The organism is Fibrisoma limi BUZ 3, assembly GCF_000296815.2.
Taxonomy (GTDB): domain Bacteria; phylum Bacteroidota; class Bacteroidia; order Cytophagales; family Spirosomataceae; genus Fibrisoma; species Fibrisoma limi.
In genome coordinates this window covers 209,100-235,251 of record NZ_CAIT01000010.1, presented here as the reverse complement: position 1 = coordinate 235,251, position 26,152 = coordinate 209,100, and the positions used below count along the sequence as shown (strand labels likewise).

14 protein-coding genes and 1 tRNA gene are annotated in these 26,152 nt (G+C 50.5%); 5 read left to right on the top strand and 10 right to left on the bottom strand.

Going from position 1 to position 26,152, the window contains the following annotated elements; all coding sequences use genetic code 11:
- Nucleotides 1–45: 45 nt before the first annotated feature.
- Nucleotides 46–1,983: a fumarate reductase/succinate dehydrogenase flavoprotein subunit gene (locus BN8_RS29010; protein WP_009285519.1), complete on the bottom strand. Its 1,938-nt coding sequence runs from the start codon at nt 1,981–1,983 to the stop codon at nt 46–48.
- A gap of 93 nt (nt 1,984–2,076) precedes the next feature.
- Nucleotides 2,077–2,772, bottom strand: coding sequence for a succinate dehydrogenase cytochrome b subunit (locus BN8_RS29005; protein ID WP_009285518.1), 696 nt, complete (start codon nt 2,770–2,772; stop codon nt 2,077–2,079).
- Between the two features lie 405 nt (nt 2,773–3,177).
- Between BN8_RS29005 and fabD the strand changes: the two genes are divergently transcribed.
- The 3 genes from fabD (at nt 3,178) to BN8_RS28990 (ending at nt 5,299) form a co-directional block, all read left to right on the top strand.
- Entirely contained in the window at nt 3,178–4,053 is an 876-nt protein-coding gene (fabD, locus tag BN8_RS29000) for an ACP S-malonyltransferase (protein WP_009285517.1), read from the top strand.
- A 124-nt stretch (nt 4,054–4,177) separates the two neighbouring features.
- Nucleotides 4,178–4,248 (top strand) — tRNA-Gln (locus BN8_RS28995).
- A 373-nt stretch (nt 4,249–4,621) separates the two neighbouring features.
- Nucleotides 4,622–5,299 carry a TetR/AcrR family transcriptional regulator gene (locus BN8_RS28990; RefSeq protein ID WP_009285516.1) on the top strand — a complete coding sequence of 226 codons (678 nt, stop codon included), beginning with the start codon at nt 4,622–4,624 and terminating at the stop codon, nt 5,297–5,299.
- A 79-nt stretch (nt 5,300–5,378) separates the two neighbouring features.
- Here the strand turns inward: BN8_RS28990 and BN8_RS28985 are convergent, their stop codons facing one another.
- A complete protein-coding gene (locus tag BN8_RS28985; protein WP_192579111.1) occupies nt 5,379–7,373 on the bottom strand; it encodes a kojibiose hydrolase in 1,995 nt (664 codons plus the stop codon).
- 135 nt (nt 7,374–7,508) lie between these two features.
- Here BN8_RS28985 and BN8_RS28980 point away from each other — a divergent pair, with 135 nt between their 5' ends.
- Nucleotides 7,509–7,706: a DUF4177 domain-containing protein gene (locus tag BN8_RS28980; protein WP_009285514.1), complete on the top strand. Its 198-nt coding sequence runs from the start codon at nt 7,509–7,511 to the stop codon at nt 7,704–7,706.
- A 34-nt stretch (nt 7,707–7,740) separates the two neighbouring features.
- Here BN8_RS28980 and BN8_RS28975 read toward each other — a convergent pair whose 3' ends face one another.
- The 7 genes from BN8_RS28975 to BN8_RS28945 form a co-directional block, all read right to left on the bottom strand.
- The gene (locus BN8_RS28975) at nt 7,741–8,400 is read right to left on the bottom strand and encodes a hypothetical protein (RefSeq protein ID WP_229368443.1); all 660 of its coding nucleotides are present in this window, start codon (nt 8,398–8,400) and stop codon (nt 7,741–7,743) included.
- Nucleotides 8,401–8,534: 134 nt separating this feature from the next.
- The gene (locus BN8_RS28970) at nt 8,535–9,890 is read right to left on the bottom strand and encodes a vanadium-dependent haloperoxidase (RefSeq protein ID WP_009285512.1); all 1,356 of its coding nucleotides are present in this window, start codon (nt 9,888–9,890) and stop codon (nt 8,535–8,537) included.
- A 199-nt stretch (nt 9,891–10,089) separates the two neighbouring features.
- Nucleotides 10,090–10,683, bottom strand: a complete 594-nt coding sequence (locus BN8_RS28965; RefSeq protein WP_009285511.1) for a DUF4136 domain-containing protein — start codon at nt 10,681–10,683, stop codon at nt 10,090–10,092.
- A gap of 97 nt (nt 10,684–10,780) precedes the next feature.
- Nucleotides 10,781–14,182, bottom strand: a complete 3,402-nt coding sequence (locus tag BN8_RS28960; RefSeq protein WP_009285510.1) for a VCBS repeat-containing protein — start codon at nt 14,180–14,182, stop codon at nt 10,781–10,783.
- Between the two features lie 69 nt (nt 14,183–14,251).
- Nucleotides 14,252–17,671 carry a VCBS repeat-containing protein gene (locus BN8_RS28955; RefSeq protein ID WP_009285509.1) on the bottom strand — a complete coding sequence of 1,140 codons (3,420 nt, stop codon included), beginning with the start codon at nt 17,669–17,671 and terminating at the stop codon, nt 14,252–14,254.
- A gap of 239 nt (nt 17,672–17,910) precedes the next feature.
- Complete coding sequence (locus BN8_RS28950; RefSeq protein WP_009285508.1) at nt 17,911–19,392, bottom strand: RagB/SusD family nutrient uptake outer membrane protein; 1,482 nt, start codon at nt 19,390–19,392, stop codon at nt 17,911–17,913.
- 121 nt (nt 19,393–19,513) lie between these two features.
- Nucleotides 19,514–22,702 (bottom strand): SusC/RagA family TonB-linked outer membrane protein, encoded by a 3,189-nt coding sequence (locus BN8_RS28945; RefSeq protein ID WP_009285507.1) that lies wholly within the window; start codon nt 22,700–22,702, stop codon nt 19,514–19,516.
- A gap of 454 nt (nt 22,703–23,156) precedes the next feature.
- On the opposite strand from BN8_RS28945, the gene BN8_RS28940 reads away from it, so the two are divergent.
- Complete coding sequence (locus BN8_RS28940; RefSeq protein WP_009285506.1) at nt 23,157–26,144, top strand: FAD-binding and (Fe-S)-binding domain-containing protein; 2,988 nt, start codon at nt 23,157–23,159, stop codon at nt 26,142–26,144.
- Nucleotides 26,145–26,152 lie beyond the last annotated feature (8 nt).

Here is a 26,152-nt window from a genome sequence, read left to right as displayed (position 1 = left end):
GTTTGACAGGGCTTACCCCCAACCCGAAAACCGTGAACCCATAACCTATTTATAGCTCCGCTGGGTCAGTTTCACATTCTCAAACTCCAGCTCTTCTTTGTGTAAAACTTCGGGTTTATTATCGCCCGTGTATTCCCAGGCCGCTACGTAGGTGAAGTTGGCGTCATCACGCTTTGCTTCTCCTTCTTCGGTTTGGTATTCCTCGCGGAAGTGACCACCGCAGGACTCTTCCCGGTGCAGAGCATCATCGACCATCAGTTCGCCCAGCTCAAGGAAATCGGCTACCCGACCGGCGTGTTCGAGCGACTGGTTCATCTCTTCGTTGGTGCCCAGTACCCGTACATTCTGCCAGAACTCAGCCCGCAGTTCCTGAATCATCTTCTTGGCTTTCTTCAGGCCTTCTGCATTCCGTGACATGCCGCAGTAATCCCACATGATGTGGCCCAGAGCCTTGTGGTACTCGTCGACCGTCTTGCTTCCCTTGATCGAGAGCAGACGATTGTTCATGTCGTGTATCCGCTGTTCACCTTCTTTGAAAGCCGGGTGATCAACGGCTATTTTATCGCCGGGTCCGATTGTTGCCAGGTAATCTCCAATTGTATATGGAATAACGAAATATCCATCGGCCAGGCCCTGCATCAGAGCTGATGCACCCAGGCGGTTGGCACCGTGGTCAGAGAAGTTAGCCTCGCCCAACGCGTACAAACCGGGGATAGTTGTCATCAGGTTGTAATCCACCCAAAGTCCACCCATTGTATAGTGAACGGCCGGGTAAATCATCATTGGCGTTTCATACGGATTATCGCCAACGATTTTCTCGTACATCTCGAACAGGTTACCGTACTTGGCTTCGATCGTTTTTCGTCCATCCCGCCTGATAGCATCCGCAAAATCCAGATATACAGCCAGACCCGTTGGAGCTACCCCACGTCCTTCGTCGCAAACGTACTTCGCATTACGCGAGGCTACATCGCGCGGAACCAGGTTCCCAAACGATGGGTATCGGCGCTCCAGAAAATAGTCACGAGCGTCTTCGGGGATGTCGTTTGCCTTTATCTGCCCCTTACGAATCTTCTCAGCATCCTGCTGGCTTTTCGGCACCCATACTCGTCCGTCGTTACGTAGCGACTCCGACATCAAGGTCAGTTTCGATTGGTAATCACCCTTCACCGGAATACAGGTCGGGTGGATTTGCGTGTAGCAGGGGTTACCAAAATAAGCGCCTTTCTTATGCGCCCGCCATGCCGCCGTTACGTTGGAGTTCATAGCGTTGGTCGACAGGTAGAAAACGTTACCGTAGCCACCGGTGCAAAGCAGGACGGCATGAGCTGAATGCGACTCAATAGCGCCGGTCAGCAGGTTACGCGTAATGATACCCCGAGCCTTACCATCCACAACGATTACATCCAGCATCTCGGTCCGGGTAATCAGCTTCACTTTACCATTAGCAACCTGACGGCTCAGCGCATGATAAGCTCCCAGCAGCAATTGCTGACCGGTCTGACCACGTGCATAGAACGTCCGGGATACCTGCGCCCCCCCGAACGACCGGTTGGCCAGCAGACCGCCGTATTCGCGGGCAAACGGAACGCCCTGCGCTACGCACTGGTCAATGATATTAACACTCACCTCAGCCAGCCGATACACGTTTCCTTCACGAGCCCGGTAGTCGCCCCCTTTGATGGTGTCGTAGAACAAGCGGAATACACTGTCACCGTCGTTCTGATAGTTCTTAGCCGCATTAATTCCACCCTGTGCAGCAATGGAGTGCGCCCGACGCGCACTGTCATGGAACGTGAACGCCTTTACGTTATAGCCCAGCTCAGCCAGCGACGCAGCCGCTGATGCCCCCGCCAGTCCCGTTCCAACGACAATGATATCATATTTACGTTTGTTGGCTGGGTTAACCAGCTTCAAACCGAACTTATGCCGAGCCCATTTCTCGGCCAACGGTCCTTCAGGAATCTTTGAATCCAGTTCCATTTTCTTAATGATTGAATTGGTGAATGATGTGATGAAATACCTGACTACTACATGTTACGGGGTATTTGCCGCAGGAACTTCATCACTCAACCATTATATAATCCCGTGAACTTGCAAAAACACATAGATTGGCATAGCCGCAAACAACGCCGGAATCAGAATCGCAAACACAAACGTGCCAAGGAATTCGATAATCGGCGTGTATTTCTTGTGCCGGATACCCAGCGACTGAAAGCCGCTCTGGAATCCATGTACCAGGTGATAGCCCAAAGCCACCATGCATATTACATACAGCAGCACATACCACCATTGCGAAAACGCTTCCAGTACTACGGCATACAAGTCTTTGTACTGCTTTCCGTCATACTCAGCCATCGGTACGGAGCCAAAGTGCATTTCGTACCAAAACGTACGCATATGAATAACAATAAACAGGAACAAAACAGTCCCCAGAATACCCATGTTCCGCGATGACCACGTGCTGTTTGCTTCCGGGCGACCGTAGGCATACTTAACCGGGCGCGATGCCTGATTATGGCGCGTCAGTACGATGGACATCAATGCGTGAACCAGGATAGACGTGTAAAGCAGGTAGGAGATTGTGATAATGAGCGGATTGTGCGTCATGAAGTACGTGTACTCATTAAACGCCCGTCCACCGTCACTTTTGAACAATTGTAAGTTACCAGCTACGTGAACAATCAGAAAGGAAGATAAAAACAGTCCCGTCAGCGACATGATTACCTTGCGACCGAGCGAGCTGGATAGTGTTTGTGTTACCCAAGCCATATGGTGAACGACACGAAATTTTAGTGGTAAACGGTTGAAAAAAAGCCGTTTCAAACGGCGCACCAAAACTAAAGCACAAACCCGATGGAAACAACTTTGCAGGACTTTTTCAGGCCACAAAGTGTCTAATTTATAGCCTGTAAAAATTAGACAAATCCATCGACTTGCTAACAGAGTGTGCTAAGTTTTTGTTTGTCTTCTTCAACAAAATGTAACCCGTCGGAGCTATCGCGTTATAGCCTGTTTTTCACCGATTGAGCAAGATCGACCTGGTGCGATTCGGATGGCTATGTCGTGGGTTTTGGTTTCAAACAACCAGTCTTATTACTTTGCAGAAACACTTACCTGGTTTACTCAACTGTTTTTGTACCACCAAAACCCCTGTTTGAGCAGGTTTAATTTGTTATGAAAGCATACGTTTTTCCCGGTCAGGGCTCCCAATTCCGGGGCATGGGCCATGAACTTTATCAACAATCCAGCGCAGCCAGAGCATTATTTGATCAGGCCAACAACATTTTGGGATATGAACTGACCCGGATTATGTTTGAGGGTACAGACGAGGAACTCAAGCAAACTATTTACACACAACCCGCTGTTTTTCTACATGGTGTTACCTTAGCCCTCACCACCGAATCGTTTGCTCCTGATATGGTAGCTGGTCATTCGTTGGGCGAACTTTCGGCGTTGACGGCGGCCGGTGCCCTCTCGTTTGAAGATGGGTTGCGGCTCGCATCCATCCGTGCCCAGGCCATGCAGCGGGCCTGCGAACTGGCCCCATCAACAATGGCTGCCGTACTGGGTCTGGCTGACAACGTAATTGAGCAGGTTTGCAGTGAGATCAACGACGAAATTGTTATCCCTGCTAACTATAATAGTCCGGGCCAGGTAGTTATTTCGGGTAGCCTGGAAGGAATTCGACTAGCCACAGAAGCGCTGCAGAAAGCAGGTGCCCGTCGTATTGTGCCATTGCAGGTTAGCGGTGCCTTTCATTCGCCTTTCATGGAACCGGCCCGCCAGGAGTTTGCAGAGGCTGTTGAATCCACGACCTTCAAGGAACCCCGCTGCCCGATTTACCAAAACGTAAACGCTCAGCCGACTACCGATCCCAAAACGATGAAAGCGAACCTGATTGCTCAACTGACATCACCTGTTCGATGGACCCAGTCTGTCGAAACGATGGTCGCTGATGGAGCAACCGAGTTCATCGAGTGTGGACCCGGCAAAGTACTTCAGGGACTGGTCAAGAAAATTGTTTCTGATGTTGACGTAGCTGCTGTTTAATTTCGGCCCTCTGTCTGAGTATCAGCGCAGAAGCGTTTCACGAACATTGAGGTTTATTTTTTTTCATAGTCTTGCTTGCTTTTGACTGCTTAACCTCCTTATCTTTGCACTCGCAAATGCGAATTGCCCGATCGTCTAAGGGTAGGACAGCAGATTTTGGTTCTGTTTGTGGAGGTTCGAATCCTTCTCGGGCAACACAAAAAAGCCGCTTGGTATTTACCAAGCGGCTTTTTTGTGTTACTTCGTGTAAGCCAACGTAACCAATGGTAAAAAACCACCACATTTTTGTACAAATTTGTTTGCCAATTAAGATAAAAACGCTTTCTTTGCTAAAAGTATTATTCAGGTGACTTGTATAGCTTTCTGCCGTAGAGTAGATTATAGTTTTTGCTTGTACAATCATTTTATAAAAAAACGTTTATTCAGTAATTGAAATTTGTCAGTCTCCTTTGCCTGAGGTTGTAGTACAGCGATTCTATTTTGTGTATAACGCGACTTTAATGTGACTAATCGCGACAACTACAGTCTGACAGATAACAAGGTATTGAATCGCAGTACTGTTCATCACATGGAAAAAGCAGAAAAAGTAAGAAGAAACCGGGCAAAGACAACTCAACGCATCGTTGAAGCACTGGAAGAAGTGATTGCGGAGCGAGGTTTAGAGGGCGTAGGCGTAAACCGGGTAGCTGAAAAAGCTAATGTCAGTAAAGTGCTCATCTACCGCTACTTTGGTGGTATGGAGGGCTTGCTGGAGTATTACGTTAAAATGGGTAAGCTCTTCCCGGTGCTTAATCCTGCCGTACTCGATCAGATTCGCCCCCTTCATGAGTCGGACGTTGCCCGGATCTGGTACCGCCAGGTTATCCAGACCTACCGCTATTTCCGGACGTTCAAGGCTGCCCGCGAGATTTTAAAAGCAAGCATTATCGAGAATGATCCGACAGCCGCTACAACGGCTCGGGCACAGGACGAAGAAATGACCCGGCTGGTCGAACAGTTGTCGTTTGTAAGAGGAGCTGATACGCAGGCTATTTCTGCGGTAGTGCTGGGCGCTATGTCTTACCTGACTATTTTGGCCCAGAATGACCGTACTATGATCGGCATCGATTTACGGAGTGAAGAAGGCTGGAAGCGCATCGAAAACGCCGTAAAAGCAATCTACATCGCTCTGAACAAAATGGCAATTCAATCAAAAGACGTACAGTTGGATCTGCAGTCAGCTAATTTGCCGATTGCCCAGTGGTAATATAAACAGTTATGTCAACGCTTTTTCTGGCATCCATTTTCATGTATGTACATGCGCATGAAAATGGATGCCTCTTTTTTTATTGCACCTGAACTGTGAGCTTTTGGGGACCGATTCCTTTAATTGTAAGTGACCGCCACTTTTTAGGTAACTGCGTTTTCAATTGCGTTATCCCGTTATCAGTAATAGTCAATCCGCCAAAGCCATTCAGCACGGCCTGTAGCATCCCCCCCGCCCCTGTAGCAAAGTAAGGGTTTGTGCCGCCCGCTGTTTCGGCGAGCACTCCAAATGGCGGTACTTCATTTGGCTTATAGCTTTTTACAAACCACTCATAAGCTTTATCCGGCTCATTAAGCCGGGCGTGTAAGGTCGATAACACTGACCATCCCATAGCTGGCCCTTCCGGTGAATAACGAGGTCCATAGTACGTTAAATCCTTCCGGATAGACGCTTCGTCGCTAACAATCGTTAATGGATACGCCAATAAGTTAACATCAGCCTGCTTGATCGTAACTCCATCGTACGTCCGATTCTCTTTTGTTGTACCATCCGGAAATTTTAAAATTGGGATATTAGCCGCTACGTTCGCCCATTCAGGAGCGGGGGTGATACCTAGTTCCTGAGCAGCCTGAGCGGCAAAGCCAAGTACGGTTTTGGCCATTCCGTTTGTGAAAGCATTGTCGTCGATGTTTTCCTGCCATTCGTTGGCTCCGATCACATTATTGATGTGTAGTTTGCCATCCTGTCCCTTTTCTACCCGACTGACCCAGAAATCAGCAACTTCCTTCAACATGGGATATCCGCGTGTCCGAAGCCACTCTTTATCTTTCGTCACCTGGTAGTATTTCCAGAATGCCCAGCCGACGCAACCAGTAATATGATGCTGAAACGGCCCCGTTAGGGCCCAAACCGGCGTTGCTTCCTGGCCGTCTGCGTCTGATTCCCACGGAAACATTACGCCATCGTAGCCGTGACTAAAGGCGTTTTGCTTCGCCATCTCCATGCGTTCGAAGCGATACTCCAGTAACGATCTGGCCATTTCAGGTTTTAATACCAACAGGGGCGGGTACATCCAGAGCTCCGTGTCCCAGAAAACGTGACCGTTATAACCCAACCCTGACAGTCCCATAGGCGACAAGCTATACGCTGTGCTTTCCCGAGCAAACGAGTAGAGGTTATAAAGAGCTGAACGTACAGCCCGTTGTGCATCCGGATCACCATCAATAACGATATCACTTTGCCAGAGTCTGGCCCATTCGGCCTGGTGGCGCTGGAGCAGCCGCTGCGTCCGTTCGAGCGCTGCGAAAACGGTCAGGCGTTCGGCTTCATTGTGGGGGTCGGCCGTATGGGCAGTCGATGATACCGAGCCGACCACGCTGAACCGATAGGTTTGACCGGCTTTCAGGCGTTTTTTGAATTTAGCCAGGTGCATGTTATAATCCCAGTCTTCGTGAATTACGTCGGGTTCCTCGCCGTGTGGTTCTTCGAAGATGAAACTGTTCGATGCAGCAACCGTATGCCGCCCCGACGGGCTTTTGGCTACGGATGTTAACAACCGGATCGTTACGTGAGGACGATCAATTTCGGAGTAGAAGTTTTTTACTTCCTTCAGGTTTTCAGGCGACTCAATGACTGACATCGGTATGATTTCGCAGTCTTTCTTAGCCGTGATCTCAACCATTGACAGCGCAGAGAAAGGCAGGTGCCGGAGCGCCATCATCGTTTGGCGAACAGTTATTTTATCCTTATAGTCGAACGTGGTTGTCAGGGCGGCCTGCTTCATATCCAGAGTCTGGCGGTAATTGGCAATGTCCTTAGGCCCTAATCGCATCCCGTCAACATCAAGATTCATATTCGCGAAGTTGAACACTTTCAGGATATTGGAAACCCGCCCCCGGCCGTACGTATCAAACGCCCCATTGAGCACGACATCTTTGACTTTCATAGGCTCCGGCGATGATACTAATCCAATAATGCCGTTTGCCACAGTGATTCCGTAGTAATTGGCTGGATTGATGTTTTGCCCAACGATCTGCCAGTCCGGACCAGATGTTTGACCGTAACTAACCGACATTGAACCTAACAGCACGCTTATCAGGCTGAATGACCAGTTAAACCCGTAAAATCTTGCTTTCATAAAATTTCATATCAGATAAGTACACAAATTTGTAAGATTAGCCCCAAGTAATCAATAACTAAATCACTTGTTATGCGCAAATTTGAATACATGGTGTTAGACATCCCGACGAAGGGATTTTGGGGAGGAAAGGTCGATTTTAATGATTTGACAGAAAAGTTAAATGAACTGGGCCGTGAGGGCTGGGAAGTAGCAACCACTACCGATACGAATATGTATGAAGGAGCCTCACGTGGCGTCTTTATCATACTTAAGCGTGAGATTCGGTAGCTTAAGCGTATTGTATCTGTTGTGCTGTCGTTGATTATTCAGACAACAGCGTAATCTGAACAATCAGAGCTTGCGCACCGTCCTTATTGGCGCGTTGCCAGCCAATTGATAATGGAAGACGTTTGGCCAGGTATACCTCGGCACCCAGTACTAACTGACCCATGGCATGTGTGCCAGATACCCATTCTCCCAACAGATGTACTTTCTGGTAGAAAATCCCAGCATCAAAACCCGTTTGAAGCCCGACTTTTGGCCCTTCTCCGAGGTAATGACTATTTCCTGTGTAGGCACCCAATGACCACTCGTAATGCTCATCTTTAGTCTTGCCAGCCAGGTTCGTGTAGGCATAACCAGCCCACGAAGAGTGGTTTTCGGGCGCCGGGTTGAATCCGGTCTGGATACCAATTGTCACTTCCAGCGTTTCGCTTATATCTAATCCTTTCTGAGCATTGATTAAGAAAAGTGGACTGTATGGTTGTTCGAAGGTTGAATCATTTCGGACAAAACGACGACCTCCTGGTTCATACTCAAGGTGGTAAACGTTTGCGCCGATCTCCCATTTCCTACCCAGACCGTAGTCAAACGTAGCGGCTGTGCGATAAAAATCTTCGAAATTTACCTGCAACTGGGCTACCACCTTCCCTTTCTCGGTAATATCGGCTGAGGGTACGTTAAAGTAGGTAATCTGGGCCACACTACTAGTTCCCAGCAATAGGAACACACTCACTAAAATTGGCGTAAAACGACTATGCATAACTCGCTTTTAATACAAAAGGCCTTCAAAGTTTTAAAACCTTGAAGGCCTTTTGTATTAAAAGCGAGTTAAACCTATCGGCTGGCTATGGATGATTTGCGAGTACGTGCTTTTTGCAGTACCCATTGCCCGATCTGTTCCCCCATTTTTGCTCCGTTATCCAGCGCCGACCAGTAATGAATACCGCCGTATAAGCGACTAACTGAGGCTTCAAGCGCAGCAGCTTTGAATGATTTAAACGACCGGACGCCATGACCGTACTTATGTTCCGTTGAATCTGTAAAGGCAATGTTATCACCTAGTAGCCCTGTCAATACTGTTGCTGCAGCCGCCGAAATAGTGCTATGGCCGCTCGGATACTCAGGGAAAGGCGGGGTTTGCAGATACGGTGCCCATTTGGGGTCAATGCTTTTGTTGATCACAGTTTCCGGCCGAATAGTACGGGTGCGGTATTTTTCGTCCCAGCACGCAATGAATCCATCGGCCAGGGCAAACGACGTAAGCGTGTACACTTCGACAGTTTGCATCAGGTTCAATTTCTTTTGTCGGGCAACTGTCTCAGCGATAGCCAGCCAGTGCCCGCCAGGCGTCATTTTCTTAGATGCGTAGGTTACGTGCCCTGCTACGTTAATGACAAAGGCGTTATCGTCCCAGAAATAAGCAATCTTCTTCTGCTCTTCGGTCAGGTTTTTACCGATCTGGTAGACCTCCATAACCTCTTTTTCGTACAAACTGCCCTTAGCCAGCGAGTAAGGAAATGGACGGGGCGGCATAAACTGGCTGCACGTATCCATGACCCAGCAACGGATCTTATTCCACTGCGGCTCAGCAGCGTCCATATAAGCAGGGGGCGTCGGGACCCAGGTACCTTCTTCGTTCGTAACCGTGAACTTGAAACCACGAGTTTGTTTATAAGAGTCCTTGGCTGCGAAATCTAGTACGTGTTTGGCAACGGACTCACCATAAGTCATTGACCGTTCGTAGACATCGTCGGGGACACCGTCTGCCTTATACTTCTCGTAGAAGGTTTTTTCGAAGTCATCGTAAAACTCGGTTTCAAACGTAAGTGCCCGGGCCACCGTCAGAAAAGCGCGGGCACTGGCCAGCGGAAAACAATACTCTTTACCGGCTTCGGGCTGGGGACCCGTTTGGAAATGCTTCATCTTGCCACCCAACGATGCATAGTTTGGATCGAATGGCACCAGGGCTTCGTAACCGGCCAGATTAGCGTAACCGTAGATTCTACTGGCTACCGGGGGCGAAAAAATGTCATGAATAACTACCTGAGTCAGCTTTTCCAGCGCCATATTATAACGTTCCGGATCGGCGGCTTTGGCATTGTATTCAGCAGGGGTCGCCTTCTTTTGGCAACCTGACAAACCCAGCACTACCAAGGCGGTAAGACAGCCGAAAAGAAGTTGTTTGCGCATATGCTTCACAGGATTAATTAATGGATTGGCAATCAGTAGTAATGACTAGGCACAAAATCTTAGCGCAACAACAAAAATAATTATTTTCGTCGTACTTCGTAGCGTACCCGATAGCTTTAACAGTTTTATAACCTTCACAAAAACAGCACAAAAAACCCAGCCGTTACTTATCGACTGGGTCTTTACTAATCAACGTGAATTAAGACTCTTTTACCGGGTAATCCTTCATAATCTTACGCACGCCCCGGGCAATCTGCCGTTCAAGGCGCTTTGGGTTATCAACTACGCCCTGAGCCGTACCACGCCACAGAAGCTGGTTCGTGCGGGCGTCAATCATATCAACCAGCAGTGTACCCTGCGTAACGTTTTCCTGGCGATAAGTTGGCTGATTCCAGCCGCCGTAGTAACCGCCCAGGAACGGCCAATAGAAACGGTAGGGTGCAAAACCCCAACCGTATCGGTATAACGGCCCGTAAGCCGACCCATTGTATACGTTGCGGGTCTTTTCTTCCGTATATGTATGGATTTTCACCAACAAATCAGGGTGGCTTTTTTGCTGTGATAACCCTCGTTCGTTAAACTCACGAACCAAATTCCCTTCGATTCTTTGCATCAACAATGGGTTCTTAAAAACCGGATTGTTGCCAACATTCACCTCGGGTTTAGCAAAGGTATAGGTCCGATATGTTGAAAAATCGACCGACCGGTCGTAATCAGGGCTTATCTGTGCATTCGCTATGTGGCCAAACATGCCCAGCACTAAGGCAGTAACCAGCGCAAGCATTCGTTTCATCTATCTGTCAATCGGTAGGTTTGCCAAACAATCTAAGTGTGTTTGAATCACTCTACTAATTAACAAGACTATACAATAGAAAATTCCAGAATTAACGTTATTTCTTACTAAGTAGCTTCCCCGGCTTGCTAAAGCTTAGGGGACTGAATAGTTGCGGATACTGACCGTTACGAGCGACCATGATCATCGCTCCATTTGGTGTTCTTACCGGACGAATATCACGTACTTCACCGTTCAGCAGGAAACCGGTCTGGATCGGCGACAACGCCGTAAACCTTCCTTTGCCGTCGTTCCGAAGAACCAGGCCGTAGCTGGCATCGTAGCGACCCTGATACGTACTTACACCGTAGTAGTTTCCACCGCCCAGTACGTCGAGGTCACCGTCGCCGTCGAAATCGACCGGATACATGGCAAACAGCTTGGATACCTGTGCCATCATCGGCAGCTCATGGACAACAAACCGCCCCCCTACGTTTTCGAGATAGACTGAGGCAAACTGATTGACCGACATTTCATCAGCGCCGTCAAGGTCATCCTCAAAGATATCAGCCACGGTTTTACCTGCAATCGATACGTAGTCGGTAAAACGTTTATTAATAATACTGGGAAGCTGCTTCCCTAATTCGTCCTTGAATGCAATGGGATACCATTTGTCGTTTAGGCGGGTTGCGATGATTTGCTCGATCTGCTGGTTTCCATCAACATCCTTGACCCACATTTTCAGTTCCGAATCAGGAGCTTTCCGGAATTTTGTGTTGGTTCCTATGTTCCCTGCCATCAGATCGACATCCCCATCCCGGTCGAAATCGGCAGCTACCAGGCTATGCCAAAGGCCGTTTAAGGGAACGTCTTTTTCAACGATTGATTCGGCTTTAGTGAGTTTACCGGCCTGATTTGTAAACACGCGAATAGGCATCCATTCGCCCACTACGACCAGATCGAGATCGTTATCCTTGTCAACATCAGCCCAGGCGGCATCCGTAACCAGCCCGGCTTTCCGAAGTTCAGGAGCCAGTTTATCAGTCTGGTCGGAGAACTGCCCCTTGCCATTGTTGATGAGTAAATACGAATTGGGCGATTTACCGTACTGGAATCCAACCACCCGGCCTCCGACAAACAAATCCAGATCACCATCGCGGTCAATATCGTACGGCCGCACGCAGCTCTTGTTATCATACATGGGCGGCAGTGCGTTGGCAGCCCGGGTAAAGTTGCCGCGACCGTCGTTGGTGTAGAGCCGGTCGAACTGTTCGGGCATCTTGTCATAGAACTCATTACCGCCGGATACGACATATAAGTCCAGGTCTTTGTCGCCATCTGCATCGAAGAATAACGCGTCAACGTCTTCAAACGTCGAATCGGCGTTGAATACTGATTGCGTACTTGGCGTAAACCGCCCGCCAGCTTGCTGAAGTAATAAATTTCCGGCCTGCCATTTAGCCCCGCAGGCATACACATCCTCCAGCCCATCGCCGTTCACATCGCCTACGGCCAGCTTCGGCCCTTCCATCGAAATCTTGAACGGCATTAATGACTCCCGCACAAAATCAAAATACTCTTTGTTCTCGCGGTGGACAAAAGGCAGTAACGTAGTATCACCAACTTCGGTAAACAGCGGCTTATCGGCGTCCGCTCTGGCTACATAGCCCGTACCGTCCAGCCGGGCATCGGCCTGCCGAAGTGTCAGCGTCTGATTCGTATTGACCTTCGTCTGGACTTCCATACGCTGATTCGGCCAGATAACGATGAGGGAGTCTATCACCGTCCGAGGACCCATACCGAAGGTCAGGACCGGTTCGACGGCTGATTCAAAGCCCCGCGTCGGCATCAACTGCTGCACCTGCAAACTATCGCCATACTTCAGGATCACCTTGGCTCCTACCCCGAACGTATTGGGTGAATCGCCATTCAGCTTGATTTTGACGTACTTGTTGTCGGGGAAAAGCTCATTTGCCTGATTCTGGTAGATACCAGCCGGCTCGTCGATATTGTTGGTAATCAGATCCAGATCACCGTCGTTGTCGAGGTCGGCATAAGTTGCACCGTTTGAGAACGTTGGCTTATCAAAGCCCCAATCCGTCGATTTATCGTCAAAGCGCAGCGATGGCGTCCCCCGGTACAGGTAGTTGTGTACTTTACCCTCGGGCATCATACCGATGGCTTTTTTGTCCAATGATTTTGACGTTTCCATCGCGTAGCGCAGTGAATCATCCGACGCAAACTTAACGTAGTCCAGGTTGTTGGGCCGGTGCACAATTCCGTTGGCAACGAACAGGTCTTTATAGCCGTCGTTGTCGTAGTCGGCCAGCAACGGGGACCAGCTCCAGTCGGTAGCGGCCACGCCTGACATTGCGCCAACCTCCATGAATTTTTTGCCCGACATGTTCAGTTGCAGGCAGTTTCGGCTGTACTGGTTCATGTATCCGAAACTCATCTTGAACAGGTAGATATCCAGCGGATCTTCGCCCAGCGACGACTTTTCAACGGCCTCATCCTCCGGGTACATATCCAGCGTCATTACGTCAGGATAGCCATCGTTGTTGACATCGGCGACGTCGTTGCCCATTGAAAAGCGGCTCACGTGCTGGAAAGCCGTTTTGACGCTTTCCGTGAACGTACCGTTCTGGTTATTGATGTAGTAATAATCATCTTCGTGAAAGTCGTTGGAAACGTAAATATCCTCCCAGCCATCGTTGTTAAGGTCAGCAACCGCGATGCCCAGTCCATAGCCCATGGCCGCCCCCAGGATTCCCGATTTTTCGCTGACGTTTTTGAATTTGACGGGTTTGTTGCCACCGGCTTTCACTCCGTTAGCAACTAACTGGTTTTCGTACAGATAGTCGCCGGATTCGTTGTTACGCAGGTATCGGGCCGAAACGCGGTCGTAGCTCCGGGAAGTGTGTACGGCGTGGTTGAGCAGGTACATATCCAGGTCGCCATCGTGGTCGTAGTCGAAGAAGGCAGCCTGCGTTGAAAAGCCCGTAAAATCCAGTCCATAGTCGGCTGCTTTCTCCGTAAACGTACCGTCCTGGTTGTTGATGTACAGCTCGTTGGCTCCTTCCAGCCCCCGGAAGTTCCCAACCGCACAGACGTAGATATCGAGCCAGCCATCGCCGTTGACATCCGCCATGGTTACGCCGGTCTGCCAGTCAGAAAAGCCTTCTACACCTGCTTTATCCGTTATGTCGTCAAACTTCAGACTCTCTCCGGCTTTTGACCGATTCAGGTATAATTTGTTCTTTCCCTGATTGGACACAAAATAGAGATCCGTCAGGCCGTCGTTGTTGATGTCCCCAGCCGCTACGCCCCCGCCGTTGTAGAAATACAGATAATCGAGGATGTTGAGCTTTTCGGTACTGGTCAGTTTATTCACGAACCCGACGCCAGTCTGAGTCGAATCAAGCGTTTGAAACAGTGGTTTTTCGTTTAGTGACTTCAGTTTGTCGCAACTGGTCAGTGCCAGTAGGCAGCCAATACTATAAATCCAGAGACGTTTCATTATGATTGTTTCATTCAAAGATCGTGATTCGCTACGTCGGCAAACCGATCGTATACACGGATCACTTGGTTAGTTGTTACGGACCAGCGTTGATGCTGCTTTCGGCCGAACCTGAAACACCTGCGTCCGGCTGTTATTTTTTGCCAGAATAAACTGCCCCTGTTTGGTCTGGCGGATACGACGTACCTGACCAGGCACGAAAAAGCCGGATGCTGACGGACTGACGGACGTTAATTGTAAACGCCCCCCGGCTCCTTGCCCCGCATTCCGTAGCACTAAGCCGTAGCTGGCGTCGTAGCGGCCAATTTCGGGGAGCACATCAAAAAAGTTTCCGGCCAGTATCAGGTCTTCGCGGCCGTCACCATCATAATCGGTTACCGATACACCACAAACGGGCGAGAACTGGGCTTGTGCCGGCAGGGCCTGGAACGTAAACTGGCCTTTCCCGTTGTTCAGTAAAATGGCGGACTCCGCTACGTAGACCTGACGCTTAACGGCCTTATTCAATGCATTTTCATCGATGATCTCTTCTATCTTCTTCCCCGCGTAATCGGTGAATTTTACGTACTTCTTCTTGACGCTGGGCATTTCTTTTTGCAGATCATGCTTCAGCACCATAGGGTATAGCTTACCGGTTTCATCCGCGCAGTTGATAATCTGCTCCACATTCCCGTTACCATCGAAGTCATTGACGTATAGCTCAGCCGGAGTTGTGGCTGAGGCCCTGATCCGGGAGTTTAAGCCAAGGTTACCAACAACCAGGTCAGTGTCGCCGTCGCCATCGATGTCGGAGGCTGTTACGCAGTTCCACCATCCATCCGTTTTCATGGGCTCGCCCTTTGCGTCAACAACCTTAGTAGTCGGATCGATTGATAAACGCCCTCGCTTGTTCGTAAATAGCTGAACAGGCCCCCAGTCATTGACCAGAATCAACTCCGGATACTGATCGCCATTCACATCTGCCCATGTGGCACCAGTGATCATCCCCAGGTGCTCAGCGTCGGGCAAATAACGTTTTGTAAAGTTTTTGAAATTGCCGGTACCGTCGTTGATCAAGAGATAACTGGCCGGGTCGTAGCCATACTGACCAGGAATCATTCGTGCTCCAACGAACAGGTCTATATCACCGTCCCGGTCGAAATCGGAGGCCGCTACGCACGAACCACTGCTCTTTAAGTTCGGCAGACGATCATCGTCGGTAAAATTACCAGTGCCATCGTTTAGATAAAGCCTGTCGAGCAGTTCGTCGGCATCAGCACTGAACTCATTACTGCCCGTTACGACGTACAGGTCAAGATCTTTGTCGCCATCCGCATCAAACAGCACGGCATCAACTGCTTCGTACGTACTGTCCTGCCGGATAGCCGCCGGTGTTTTATCAGCAAATTGCCCACCGGGACGCTGCACGTATAGCCGCCCACCCTGCCCACTGGCTCCTCCGAAGAACACATCATCCAGTCCGTCGCCGTTGACGTCGCCGGTTGCCAGCGCAGGTCCCTGCGTCGACAGCATTTGCTTCAGCAACGGGTCCCGGTTATAATCAACAAAATTGCTTTCCCTGTGCTGATACGTCAGGCCGGTAGCAGCGGTGATGTCCTGAAAAGGCTGCTCAGTCATCAGTTGCGTCGGTTTCCAGTTACCAGTCGCATCTTTTTGGGTAAGCGTCAGGGTCTGATTAGGTTTTGGGTTAGGAATAGTCTGTTTTCGATCATCAGGCCAAATAACTACTACCGAATCAATCCGGCTATTAGAACCTAAACCAAACAACAGGTTGAGATCGACGGACGATTCGAAACCACGGTTCGGCATCTGCTGCAATACCTGCATATTTGGTTCCCCAGCTTTACCCGCGCTGTCGGCGTTCGTCTGGTACACGATGACGCGGGTACCAATCGCATTCAGGTTTTTGTCTTTACCGACCAGCTTTACTTTCAAATAATTAGTCTTGAGCTTTTCCTGCGACAGGTTTTTATACACCGCCACGGGCGCATTGACATTATTGACAATCAGGTCCAGGTCACCGTCATTGTCCAGATCGCCGTAGGCAGCACCGTTCGAAAAGTCCGGCTCTGCCAGACCCCATTCGGTCGCCTTGTTGACAAACCGCAAATCCCCTTCGTTTCGAAAAGCATAGTTAGGAATCGCTTCCGATGGCGTTTTATCCAGAAACTCCTTGAAGTTAAAGACACCCTGGCGAGCTACCTGAGCCATGGTTTCGCGGTCGGCCAGGAAGTTCACAAAGTCCTGATCGGTAACGTCCTTAGCAATGCCATTGGCCACAAAAATGTCCTTTCGACCATCGTTGTCCATGTCGAAAATGAGGGCACCCCAACTCCAGTCGGTGGCTTCAACGCCCGAAAACCGGGCAATTTCATTAAATCGGGGAACAGCCTGGCCAGGCAGCGCTCCCAGGTTTAAATGCAGCATGTTCTGCATCACTTGGTAGTGAAAATCCCGGTCGAGTTTTATCTGTTGTAAATCGTAGCTTTCAAACGTGGAGTTTCGCTTCAGGCGGACATCGTTACCTGGCAGCATATCAGTCACGAAAATATCCAGCCGACCATCGTTGTTAATATCGGCAATATCCGCCCCCATCGACGACAGGCTGATGTGCGGCATCGCGTCTTTTACCGACTCCTGGAAGGTACCATCGTGATTGTTCAGGTACAGATAATCCCGCTCGTAGAAGTCATTGGAAATGTAGATGTCCAGCCAGTTGTCGTCGTTAACGTCACCGATGGTAATGCCCAGGCCGAAGCCAATGAGACTCCCGTAGATTCCGGCTTTTTCGCTGACGTCAGTGAATCGGACGCCATCATTCCGAAACAGTTTCTGACCGCCCAGCGAATCCCGCTCGGACCGGATATTAGCGTACTGCAATCGACCAACGGGCGTGAAACTGTTGTTGAGTAGGTACATGTCCAGATCACCATCCCGGTCATAGTCAAAAAAAGCCGCATGAGTCGAGAACCCGTGATCGTCAAGACCGTATTCGTGCGCTTTCTCGGTGAACGTAATAACGCCGTTGGCATCAGGGCCGTTGTTGATAAACAACTCATTGCCCCGGTCATCGCCCGTCCGGATCCCGGCATTGCAAACGTACAGGTCCAGACGACCGTCGCCATTGACATCCGCGAATGTTGCTCCCGTACTCCATGCTCGCTTTCCGGCTACACCGGCTTTGGTTGTGATATCATCAAACTGCATCCCGCCTTTGTTGAGATACAGTTTGTTATCACCCATATTGGCAATAAGGAATACATCCGACAGCCCATCGTTGTTTACATCGCCGATGGCTACGCCCCCACCGTTGTAGAAGTTCCGGTAGTTGAAGACATTGAAATCTTTATCGTCAGTTACCGTATTGGCAAAACTGATCTTCGTTTCATCGGCGGGTAGTTTTTCAAATAACGGGTCCGATGAACGAAATTGATCTGAACGACAGCCAGCCAGCAGACAAACAACTGACAGAAAGAATAAAAAACGCATAGCTACTATTGTGTCAGGCACAAACGTACAGTTACGAAATTGCGATCTGAAAAGGAGATGGGTTGAGGAGTAGCCGGAATAGGAGTGTAAATTTATCAAAAAATAACAAGCATTATCTATTTTCTACAATTTTTTGTCTTTTAACCAGCTATCAATAAACACTAAAGGCAAACCCGCATCGAGTTTGCCTTTAGTGTTTATTGATAGGTTATATGCAGCCTGACAGCAGGGCCAGGAAATTAGTACCCCGGGTTCTGCTTCAGGTTCGGGTTCAGCGCTAGCTGGTCGTTCGGAATCGGGAACAGATTCCGGAACTCCTGCGAAGCCGGCTTAAACCGCCATGTTCTCGTGTATTGACCAAAGCGGATCAAATCCTGACGGCGGTGGTATTCCCAGGCTAGCTCGCGACCACGCTCAGCCAGCATTTCGTTCAGTGTCAACGTACCAGCCGTGTACTCCGGAACGCCAGCCCGGCGACGGATAATGTTGGCATCTGCTACAGCTGCTGCCGTATTGTTCAGCCGCAGATTAGCCTCAGCACGCATCAGGTACACATCCGCCAGACGGTAGATCACGAAATCGTTGTCCTGATCATTGAACGGGTTGTTCCGCTGAATCTGGTATTTCTGGCTACGGGCACCGGCCAGACGACCAGGCGCACCCGCCGGCAGTACGAACGACGGAATTTCCGGCGTGAACACCATCGGTACTCCATCGTCCTGCAACGGCGTACCATCGGCTCTGAACTGCTGGCCTACAATCCACATTTGCTTCCGAATATCGTTGTTAGCGAATGTGTTGTAAAACTCTGTTACAGTACAGTAGCCGTTCCAGGGCTGCCCACCGAGGTTATAGGTCAACTGGTTGAGGTAGTGCAGCGTCCGCATCTGAATGTTCATACCGCCCCGCTTGGTGCTGCTGAACGGCGTTGCCAGAATGATCTCCGGCGACCCCTGATTCTGCGTCGTGAAGTTGCTGAAGAAATCACCAGCCAGTGAGAATTTACCGGAATTGATGATGTTGTTACAACGCTCGATAGCTTTCTGCCACTGGGGTGTACCTGTATACACCTGCGCGTTCAGGTACAGCTTGGCCAGAATCATGTCGGCTACCCACTTATTCATCCGACCGTAGAACGCACCGCCTACTGTTTCTGACAAATTTGGATACGCTTCCAGCAATTCTTTTTCAACCCAGGCATACACCTGAGGGCGCGTACTCTGCGTCGGTGTAGCACCGCCGAGCCGTTCGGAAATAATTACGTTTCCGAACAGGTCCATAGCCTGGTAGTGGAAGAACGCACGTAACGTTCTTAACTCAGCTATCAGTGTCTGGTCCGTAGCAGTCGGCAACTGCTGATTAATAGCCGTGATGTTGTTGTAACACCATGTCCAACGGCCATTGAACTGGCCGTTATCCGTAACAGGTCCCCAGGTGTGGGTGTACAGACGCAGCCAGTTGTCACCATCTTTCCAGTCACCACCCCGGGTTGGCACCATCTGCTCGTCCGTTGTCGTGTTCAATTCGTTCATATTTCCGAAGTAGTCCCCCAAGCCAGAGTATAGAGGACCAATCAGGGCCGCCTGCTGAGCCGGGGTACTACCAAATGAACCGCTGGTCGGAAGAACGTCAAACGTCTTCTCCGTCAGATCAGTACAAGCCTGGCCTGTCAGCAACAACGCTGTGCAGCCCATGAGTACTCTTGTGGATATGCGCTTCATAAAAGTTTTTGATTATTAGTTAGTTAAGTTACTCCTGATGTCCACAATCGTGTTAACGGTCTGTTGACAACTAGAGTTTTAACAAACCGGACGTTTGATTTTCGCCCGGTTTGCTGGTAGGTTAGAATGTTAAGTTCACACCCAATTGGAACGAACGAGTTTTGGGGTAGAACCCAGCATTCGCTTCGTCCAGGCCGATCGGGTTAGGGGCCTGCCCTACATTGAAATAGCCTGTTGATACACCATTGGTAGCAGGCGCGGCCACCTGACCACCGCCCGGGCCACCACTTAGGTCACCACGTGCCTGTAGTTCAGGATCAACACCTTTGTAGCCGGTCAGCACGAACAGGTTGTTGCCACCCACGTACACCCGGGCACCCGAAATGTACTTGTTAGCCTTAACCGGAACGGTGTAGCCAAGCTGCCAGTTGTTTAACCGTACGAACGTACCGCTTTCGAGCCAGTTGGTCGACAATACGTTGACGCCGTAGTTATTCGGCAGAGTTGTTACGTCGCGGAGCATGTTCGTTTCCAGAATGGATCCCGGAATCATGTAGTTAGACCGCGTGTTGTTCAGAATCGTGTTGCCGAATACTCCGCGCAACAGGAAGTTCAGATCGAAATTCTTGTAGCGGAATGAGTTGCTGAGCGACAGGTTAAAGAACGGCTGCGGGTTACCCTGGTTGATGGGGTTACCATTGGCATACGCAACAATTGCATCAGAATCCGCTACGTTAGGCGTTGGCGTATCACCTTTGCCCGATACAAGCAGCGGCTGACCATCGGCGTTGTACTGCCCCGTAAAGGTCGGTACGTAGTTAAACTCGCCCAGCGGACGGCCAACGACCAGGTAAGAAGCGAATACATCAGACAGCCCACGACCACCGAAGGGGTTGAAGCGAACCTGACCAACATTGAACTGGTCGTTCGAGAGGGATTCCACTTTGTTCTGGTTATACGAACCAACCAGACGAGCATTCCAGTTAAAGGTGCTACCCTGAACGATGTCACCGCCAAACGACAGTTCGACCCCGGTGTTGCGGATACTACCAATGTTTGCCAGAATTGTGTTAGCGAAGTAGTTAACCCCATCGGCCGGTACGTTGATGTTATACAGGGCGTCGCTGGTCAGCTTATTGTAGTATTCGACCGTACCTGAGAACCGGCTGTTGAACAACTGGAAGTCCAGACCTACGTTGGTTTGACCAAGAATTTCCCATTTCAGGTTCGGGTTGGCGTTCTGCGTAATACCGTAGCCCGGCAGGAAGTCGCCGATCGATCCATCATAGTACGTACCCCGCTGACCATACAACTGGATTGAGCTGTAGGCGTTGATGCCTTCGGAGTTACCCGTTTGTCCCCAACCCACGCGCAGCTTCAGGAAACTAAGCACGTTGCTCTTTGGGAAGAACGATTCGTTGGTGATATTCCAGCCCGCAGCGATTGACGGGAAAACACCCCATTTGTTGTTCGCCCCGAATTTCGAGCTACCGTCCCGGCGAATCGTTGCCGTTACGTTATACTTGTCGTTCAGATTCACAACGCCCCGGCCGAAGAAGGAGATCAACCGAGCCTGGTTGCGATACGACGTAGCGTATGAGTTGCTCGGGTTCAACAGCGTACCAGCTCCCTGACCCAGGTTGTTGAAACCAAAGTCGGTAGTTACGAACTGGTTGTTGGCAGCACCGAAGCCGTCGTTGTCGAACTGCTGGAATGAGTAGCCACCCAGTAAGGAGAAGTTGCTGGTCGTACCAAACGAGCGGTTGTAGGTAGCCGTGATTTCAGCCAATCGGTTCAGTGAGTTGTACTGACGACGCTCGGCACGGCCATTATTACCCTGATAGGCTTTAATCGCCGGGTTCGATACGTAGTTGTTGTTGGTGTTATCACTCTGCAACTGACCGTTTACACCCAGTGAAAGTCCATCCAGGATCTCGTAACGCAGGTTAGCACCCACGATGGCCGTGTTCCGAACCCCATTGTTAGTCGCGTTTTCGAGCATCGCAACCGGGTTGAACAGGTCAAACGCACCACCTACTTCACTGTACTGGCCCTGCGCATCCCGTACCGGCAGCGTAGGCAGGAATTGAGCAGCCCGACGCACGATACCATTGTCGGCAAAGTTCTGGTTCGTTTGCGTGTACTGCAGGTTGTACTGAACGTTCAGGCGGTTATCGAGTGCCTTCTGGTCGAGGTTAACCCGGCCAATCAGACGGTCGAAGCCTGTGTTCTTTACAATACCCTGCTGGTTGATATAATCGAGCGAACCCCGATACGTGAAGGTGTTTGAACCACCCGACACCGCAATGTTATGGTTGTTTACCAGCCCCGTACGCGTGATTTCCTTAATCCAGTCTGTATTGTAGTAGTTGCCACTGGCATCTTTCGGAAAACGCTGCTGATCTGTCAGGGCTGAAGCTCCTCTGATCTGCGTTACTGCGGCTATGTAGCCGGGACCGTCAAGCAGATCCAGACGATTCGAAATGGCTTCAGCACCCACGTAGTTATTAAACGTAACCGTGGTCTGTCCGGCTTTACCCCGCTTGGTCGTTACGATAATTACGCCGTTAGCAGCACGAGAACCATAAATAGCGGCCGCCGAAGCATCTTTCAGTACGTCGATGCTTTCGATGTCGTTGGGGTTTACCTGGCTGATCGGTACACCGATCATACCATCCACAACATAGAGCGGGTCAGAGCCACCAGCCAGCGACGTGTAACCGCGCAGACGTACAGTCGGGCTCTGGTTCGGGTCGCCAGACGGCGTCGTGATAACCAGACCAGCTACCTTACCCTGAATCGCCTGCAGTGGGTTCGGCGTAATACCAGGGTTAAATTCCCGGGAAGTCACCTGGGTTACAGAACCGGTCAGGTCTTTCCGCTTAGCCGTACCGTAACCAACGACAACCACTTCTTCGAGGGCTTTTGTGTCGTCGGCCAGTTGTACGTCTACCGTCGAGCGGTTACCAACGGCTACCTCCTGCGACTGGTAACCGATGAAGCTCAGGACCAGCGTGGCGTTATCGGGTACGTTGGTCAACTGATACGAACCATCAGCCTGGGTGTTCGTGCCTCGTTGCGTTCCTTTAATCTGCACACTTACCCCCGGTAAACCTGACCCCGTCGGATCAGTTACCTTGCCCGTCACAGTACGCCCTTGTGCCCAGGCTAACTGGTTACCCAGCGTCAAAACAGCCAGCATCATCAGGAAGCCGAGCAGGCTTTTCCGTGCTGATGTCTGAAACTGGCGTTTGCCAGGCTCCCCTACGAAACCGCTTTCGCAGTTACTGCTGTAGGAATTGTTCATCATAGGTTTTAAAAAAGGTTAGAACAAATTTTACTAGCAAAGACTGTAGCCGAACTTCCGGCGCAGGGTGTCAAACAGGACGTATATGCCTGAAACGTAGAACCTTGTCGGGAAAATTTAGCATATAATCTTGAACTATTGAGCAAATTACAACAGGCTAACTTAAAAATACAAATGCCCCGGAGTTTAAAATCGATTAATTATGGTCAAAATTGTATCATAAAATTTCTTAAAAACTTACAATCCCATTTCACTTTATCAATTGTTAAATCTTAAAAAATCATTAGATAAATCCTGATTTACAACACATTGTAATATTCTTTAATACATTGATTTTATAATAATTCCCAGAAAAAGCAGATAGACCATCACGAACCGATACTCATAAAAATTTGTAAATCTATTAGCGTGTTAACCCATTAAATTTGCTCGTTAAATATTAGCTACTCGATCAGGCATGGTAACTGCGGATGATTTACGGCAATTGGCCGGGCTGCTGGAAGGCGATTTATACAACAATTCAACCCAACGTACGCTGTACGCAACGGATGCTTCGGCTTACCGGGAAATGCCGATTGCGGTGGCCGTTCCGAAGACCGTCGATGATTTAAAAACATTGATTGCCTTTGCCCAACAGCGCAGGACATCCCTAATCCCCCGTACAGCCGGTACCTCGCTGGCCGGCCAGGTGGTGGGTGCCGGCATTGTGGTCGATGTGTCCAAGCATTTCACGAAAATTCTGGAGGTCAATCCTCAGGAGCGATGGGTTCGTGTACAACCGGGTGTCGTCCGGGACGAACTGAACCTGTATCTGAAGCCATACGGCCTGTACTTCGGCCCCGAAACATCAACGGCCAACCGGGCCATGATCGGCGGGATGGTAGGCAATAACTCCTGCGGCTCCAATTCGGTAGTATATGGCTCCACCCGCGAGCATACACTGGCGGTGAAAGCCCTGCTGGCCGACGGCAGCGAAGCTACGTTCGGGCCTATGGACACAACCCAGTTTGAGCAGTTGGTCTCAACAGCCGGTCAGAAAAATGGCTCGGCTTCGCTGGCCGACCGGATTGTTTTGCAGACCTACAGCGTCCTGTCTGATCCGGCCAACCAGGCTGAAATCCGGCGTAATTTCCCGAAGCGTACCATCGAGCGCCGGAATACAGGCTATGCCCTCGATATGCTGCTCGACTGTGCGCCCTTTACGCCGGACGGGGAGCCCTTTAATTTTACCAGGCTGATCGCCGGTTCAGAAGGTACGCTTTGCTTTCTGACCGAAATTAAACTGAACCTGGTTCCGCTGCCTCCCAGCGTGTCGGGCCTAGTATGTGTGCATTGTCACTCGATCGACGAAGCGCTCCGGGCCACCCTTACGGCCCTGAAATACAAGCCACAAGCGGTGGAGCTAATTGACGATATTATTCTGGAACAGGCTGACACCAATCCGGAACAGCGCAAAAACTCGTTTTTCGTCCAGAAAACACCTACCGATCACTACCCCATCATTCTGGTCGTGGATCTCTCGCGCAACGACCGGGCGGAGGTTGAACGTTTAGCCGCTGAGATGGAGGCTGAGATGCGGGCCGAGAGCCTGGGTTATCATTTTCCCTTGCTGTTTGGCGACGATACCAAGAAGGTCTGGACGCTCCGCAAGGCTGGTTTAGGGTTGCTGGGTAATCTGCCTGGCGACGAAAAAGCCGTTGCCGTAATTGAAGATACAGCGGTTGATGTGCGTGATCTGCCTGCTTACATCCGGGACTTTAATGAGATTCTGGCTAAGTATGGTATGCACTCGGTACACTACGCCCACGCTGGCTCGGGGGAGTTACATCTTAGGCCCATCATTAACCTCAAAACCGAAGAAGGCCACCGTCAGTATCGGATGATTGCGGAAGAGATCGCGGCACTGGTCAAAAAGTATGACGGCTCTTTATCCGGCGAGCATGGCGACGGGCGGCTGCGGGGTGAGTTTATTCCACAGATGGTCGGGCCACATAATTACGAGCTGATGCGGCAGATTAAGCAGACCTGGGACCCGGATGGCATCTTTAATCCCGGCAAGATTGTCGATACGCCCCCGATGGATACGTTCCTGCGCTATGAAGCCGGCCAGCAAACACCGACGTTCCAGACGTACTTCCGCTACTACGACCAGGACGTACTGCAACATGCGGAGCAATGCAACGGATCGGGCGATTGCCGTAAAACGCAGCTCTCGGGCGGAACAATGTGCCCCAGCTACATGGCCACCCGCAATGAGAAAGACACAACACGGGCCCGGGCCAACATCCTGCGCGAAATGCTGACGCGATCGCCGAAAGATAACCGCTTTGATCATGAGGAGATTAAAGAGGTGTATGACCTGTGTCTGTCCTGCAAAGGCTGCAAGTCGGAGTGCCCGTCGAATGTGGACGTAGCCAAGCTGAAAGCCGAGTTCCTTCAACATTATTACGATGCCAATGGCGTTCCCATCCGGTCACGGCTGGTTGCCAACTTCGCCCGACTGTCGGGCCTGGCATCGCTGGTGCCCTGGGCGTATAACGCTGTATTGGGCACACCGGCTCTTCGTCGGGTAGCGAACTGGATTATCGGCTTCCACCCGGATCGGACAATGCCGCTGCTGGATAAAACGACGCTGAAGCGCTGGGCAAGGAAGCGTGGGACAGGGGGCAAAGGGCTTGGGGCTGAGGGTACAGGGGTACCTGCTTCAGCCACACGCCCCAGGCTTTACTTCTTCTGTGATGAGTTTACAAACTACAACGATGTTGAAGTTGGCCAGAAAGCGATTCAGTTATTTGAGCGACTGGGCTACGACGTTGTTATTCCTGAACACGGCGAAAGTGGCCGGGCTGCCCTATCAAAAGGCATGCTGAAGTACGCCAGAACCCTGGCCGAGCGAAACATCAATGCGCTGAAAGACGTAGTAACGGCTGATACCCCGCTGGTCGGTCTGGAGCCATCGGCTATTCTTACCTTCCGCGACGAATACCCCGATCTGGTGAGTGAATCGCTGGTGGCCGACGCCCGTCGCATTGCCGAAAACGCGTTGACATTTGAGGAGTTCATTGCCCGAGAGCTGGATGCCAGACGCATCCGCCCCGAGCAGTTCACGGACGAAAAGCGGCTTATCAAGCTCCACGGTCACTGCCAGCAGAAAGCGGTTTCGTCGCTGGTACCGGGTAAGAAATCTCTATCGCTGCCGAAGAACTATTCGGTACAGTTGATTCCATCCGGGTGCTGTGGTATGGCGGGGTCATTTGGCTACGAGGCTGAACACTTTGACGTATCAATGCAAATTGGCGAACTGGTTCTTTTCCCGACCGTTCGGCAGCAACCCGACGACGTAATCATTGCTGCCCCCGGCACCAGTTGCCGCCACCAGATCAAGGATGGTACCGGCCGCAAGGCTAAGCACCCCGCCGAGATATTGTTTGAAGCGCTGAAGTAGCGGTAAGT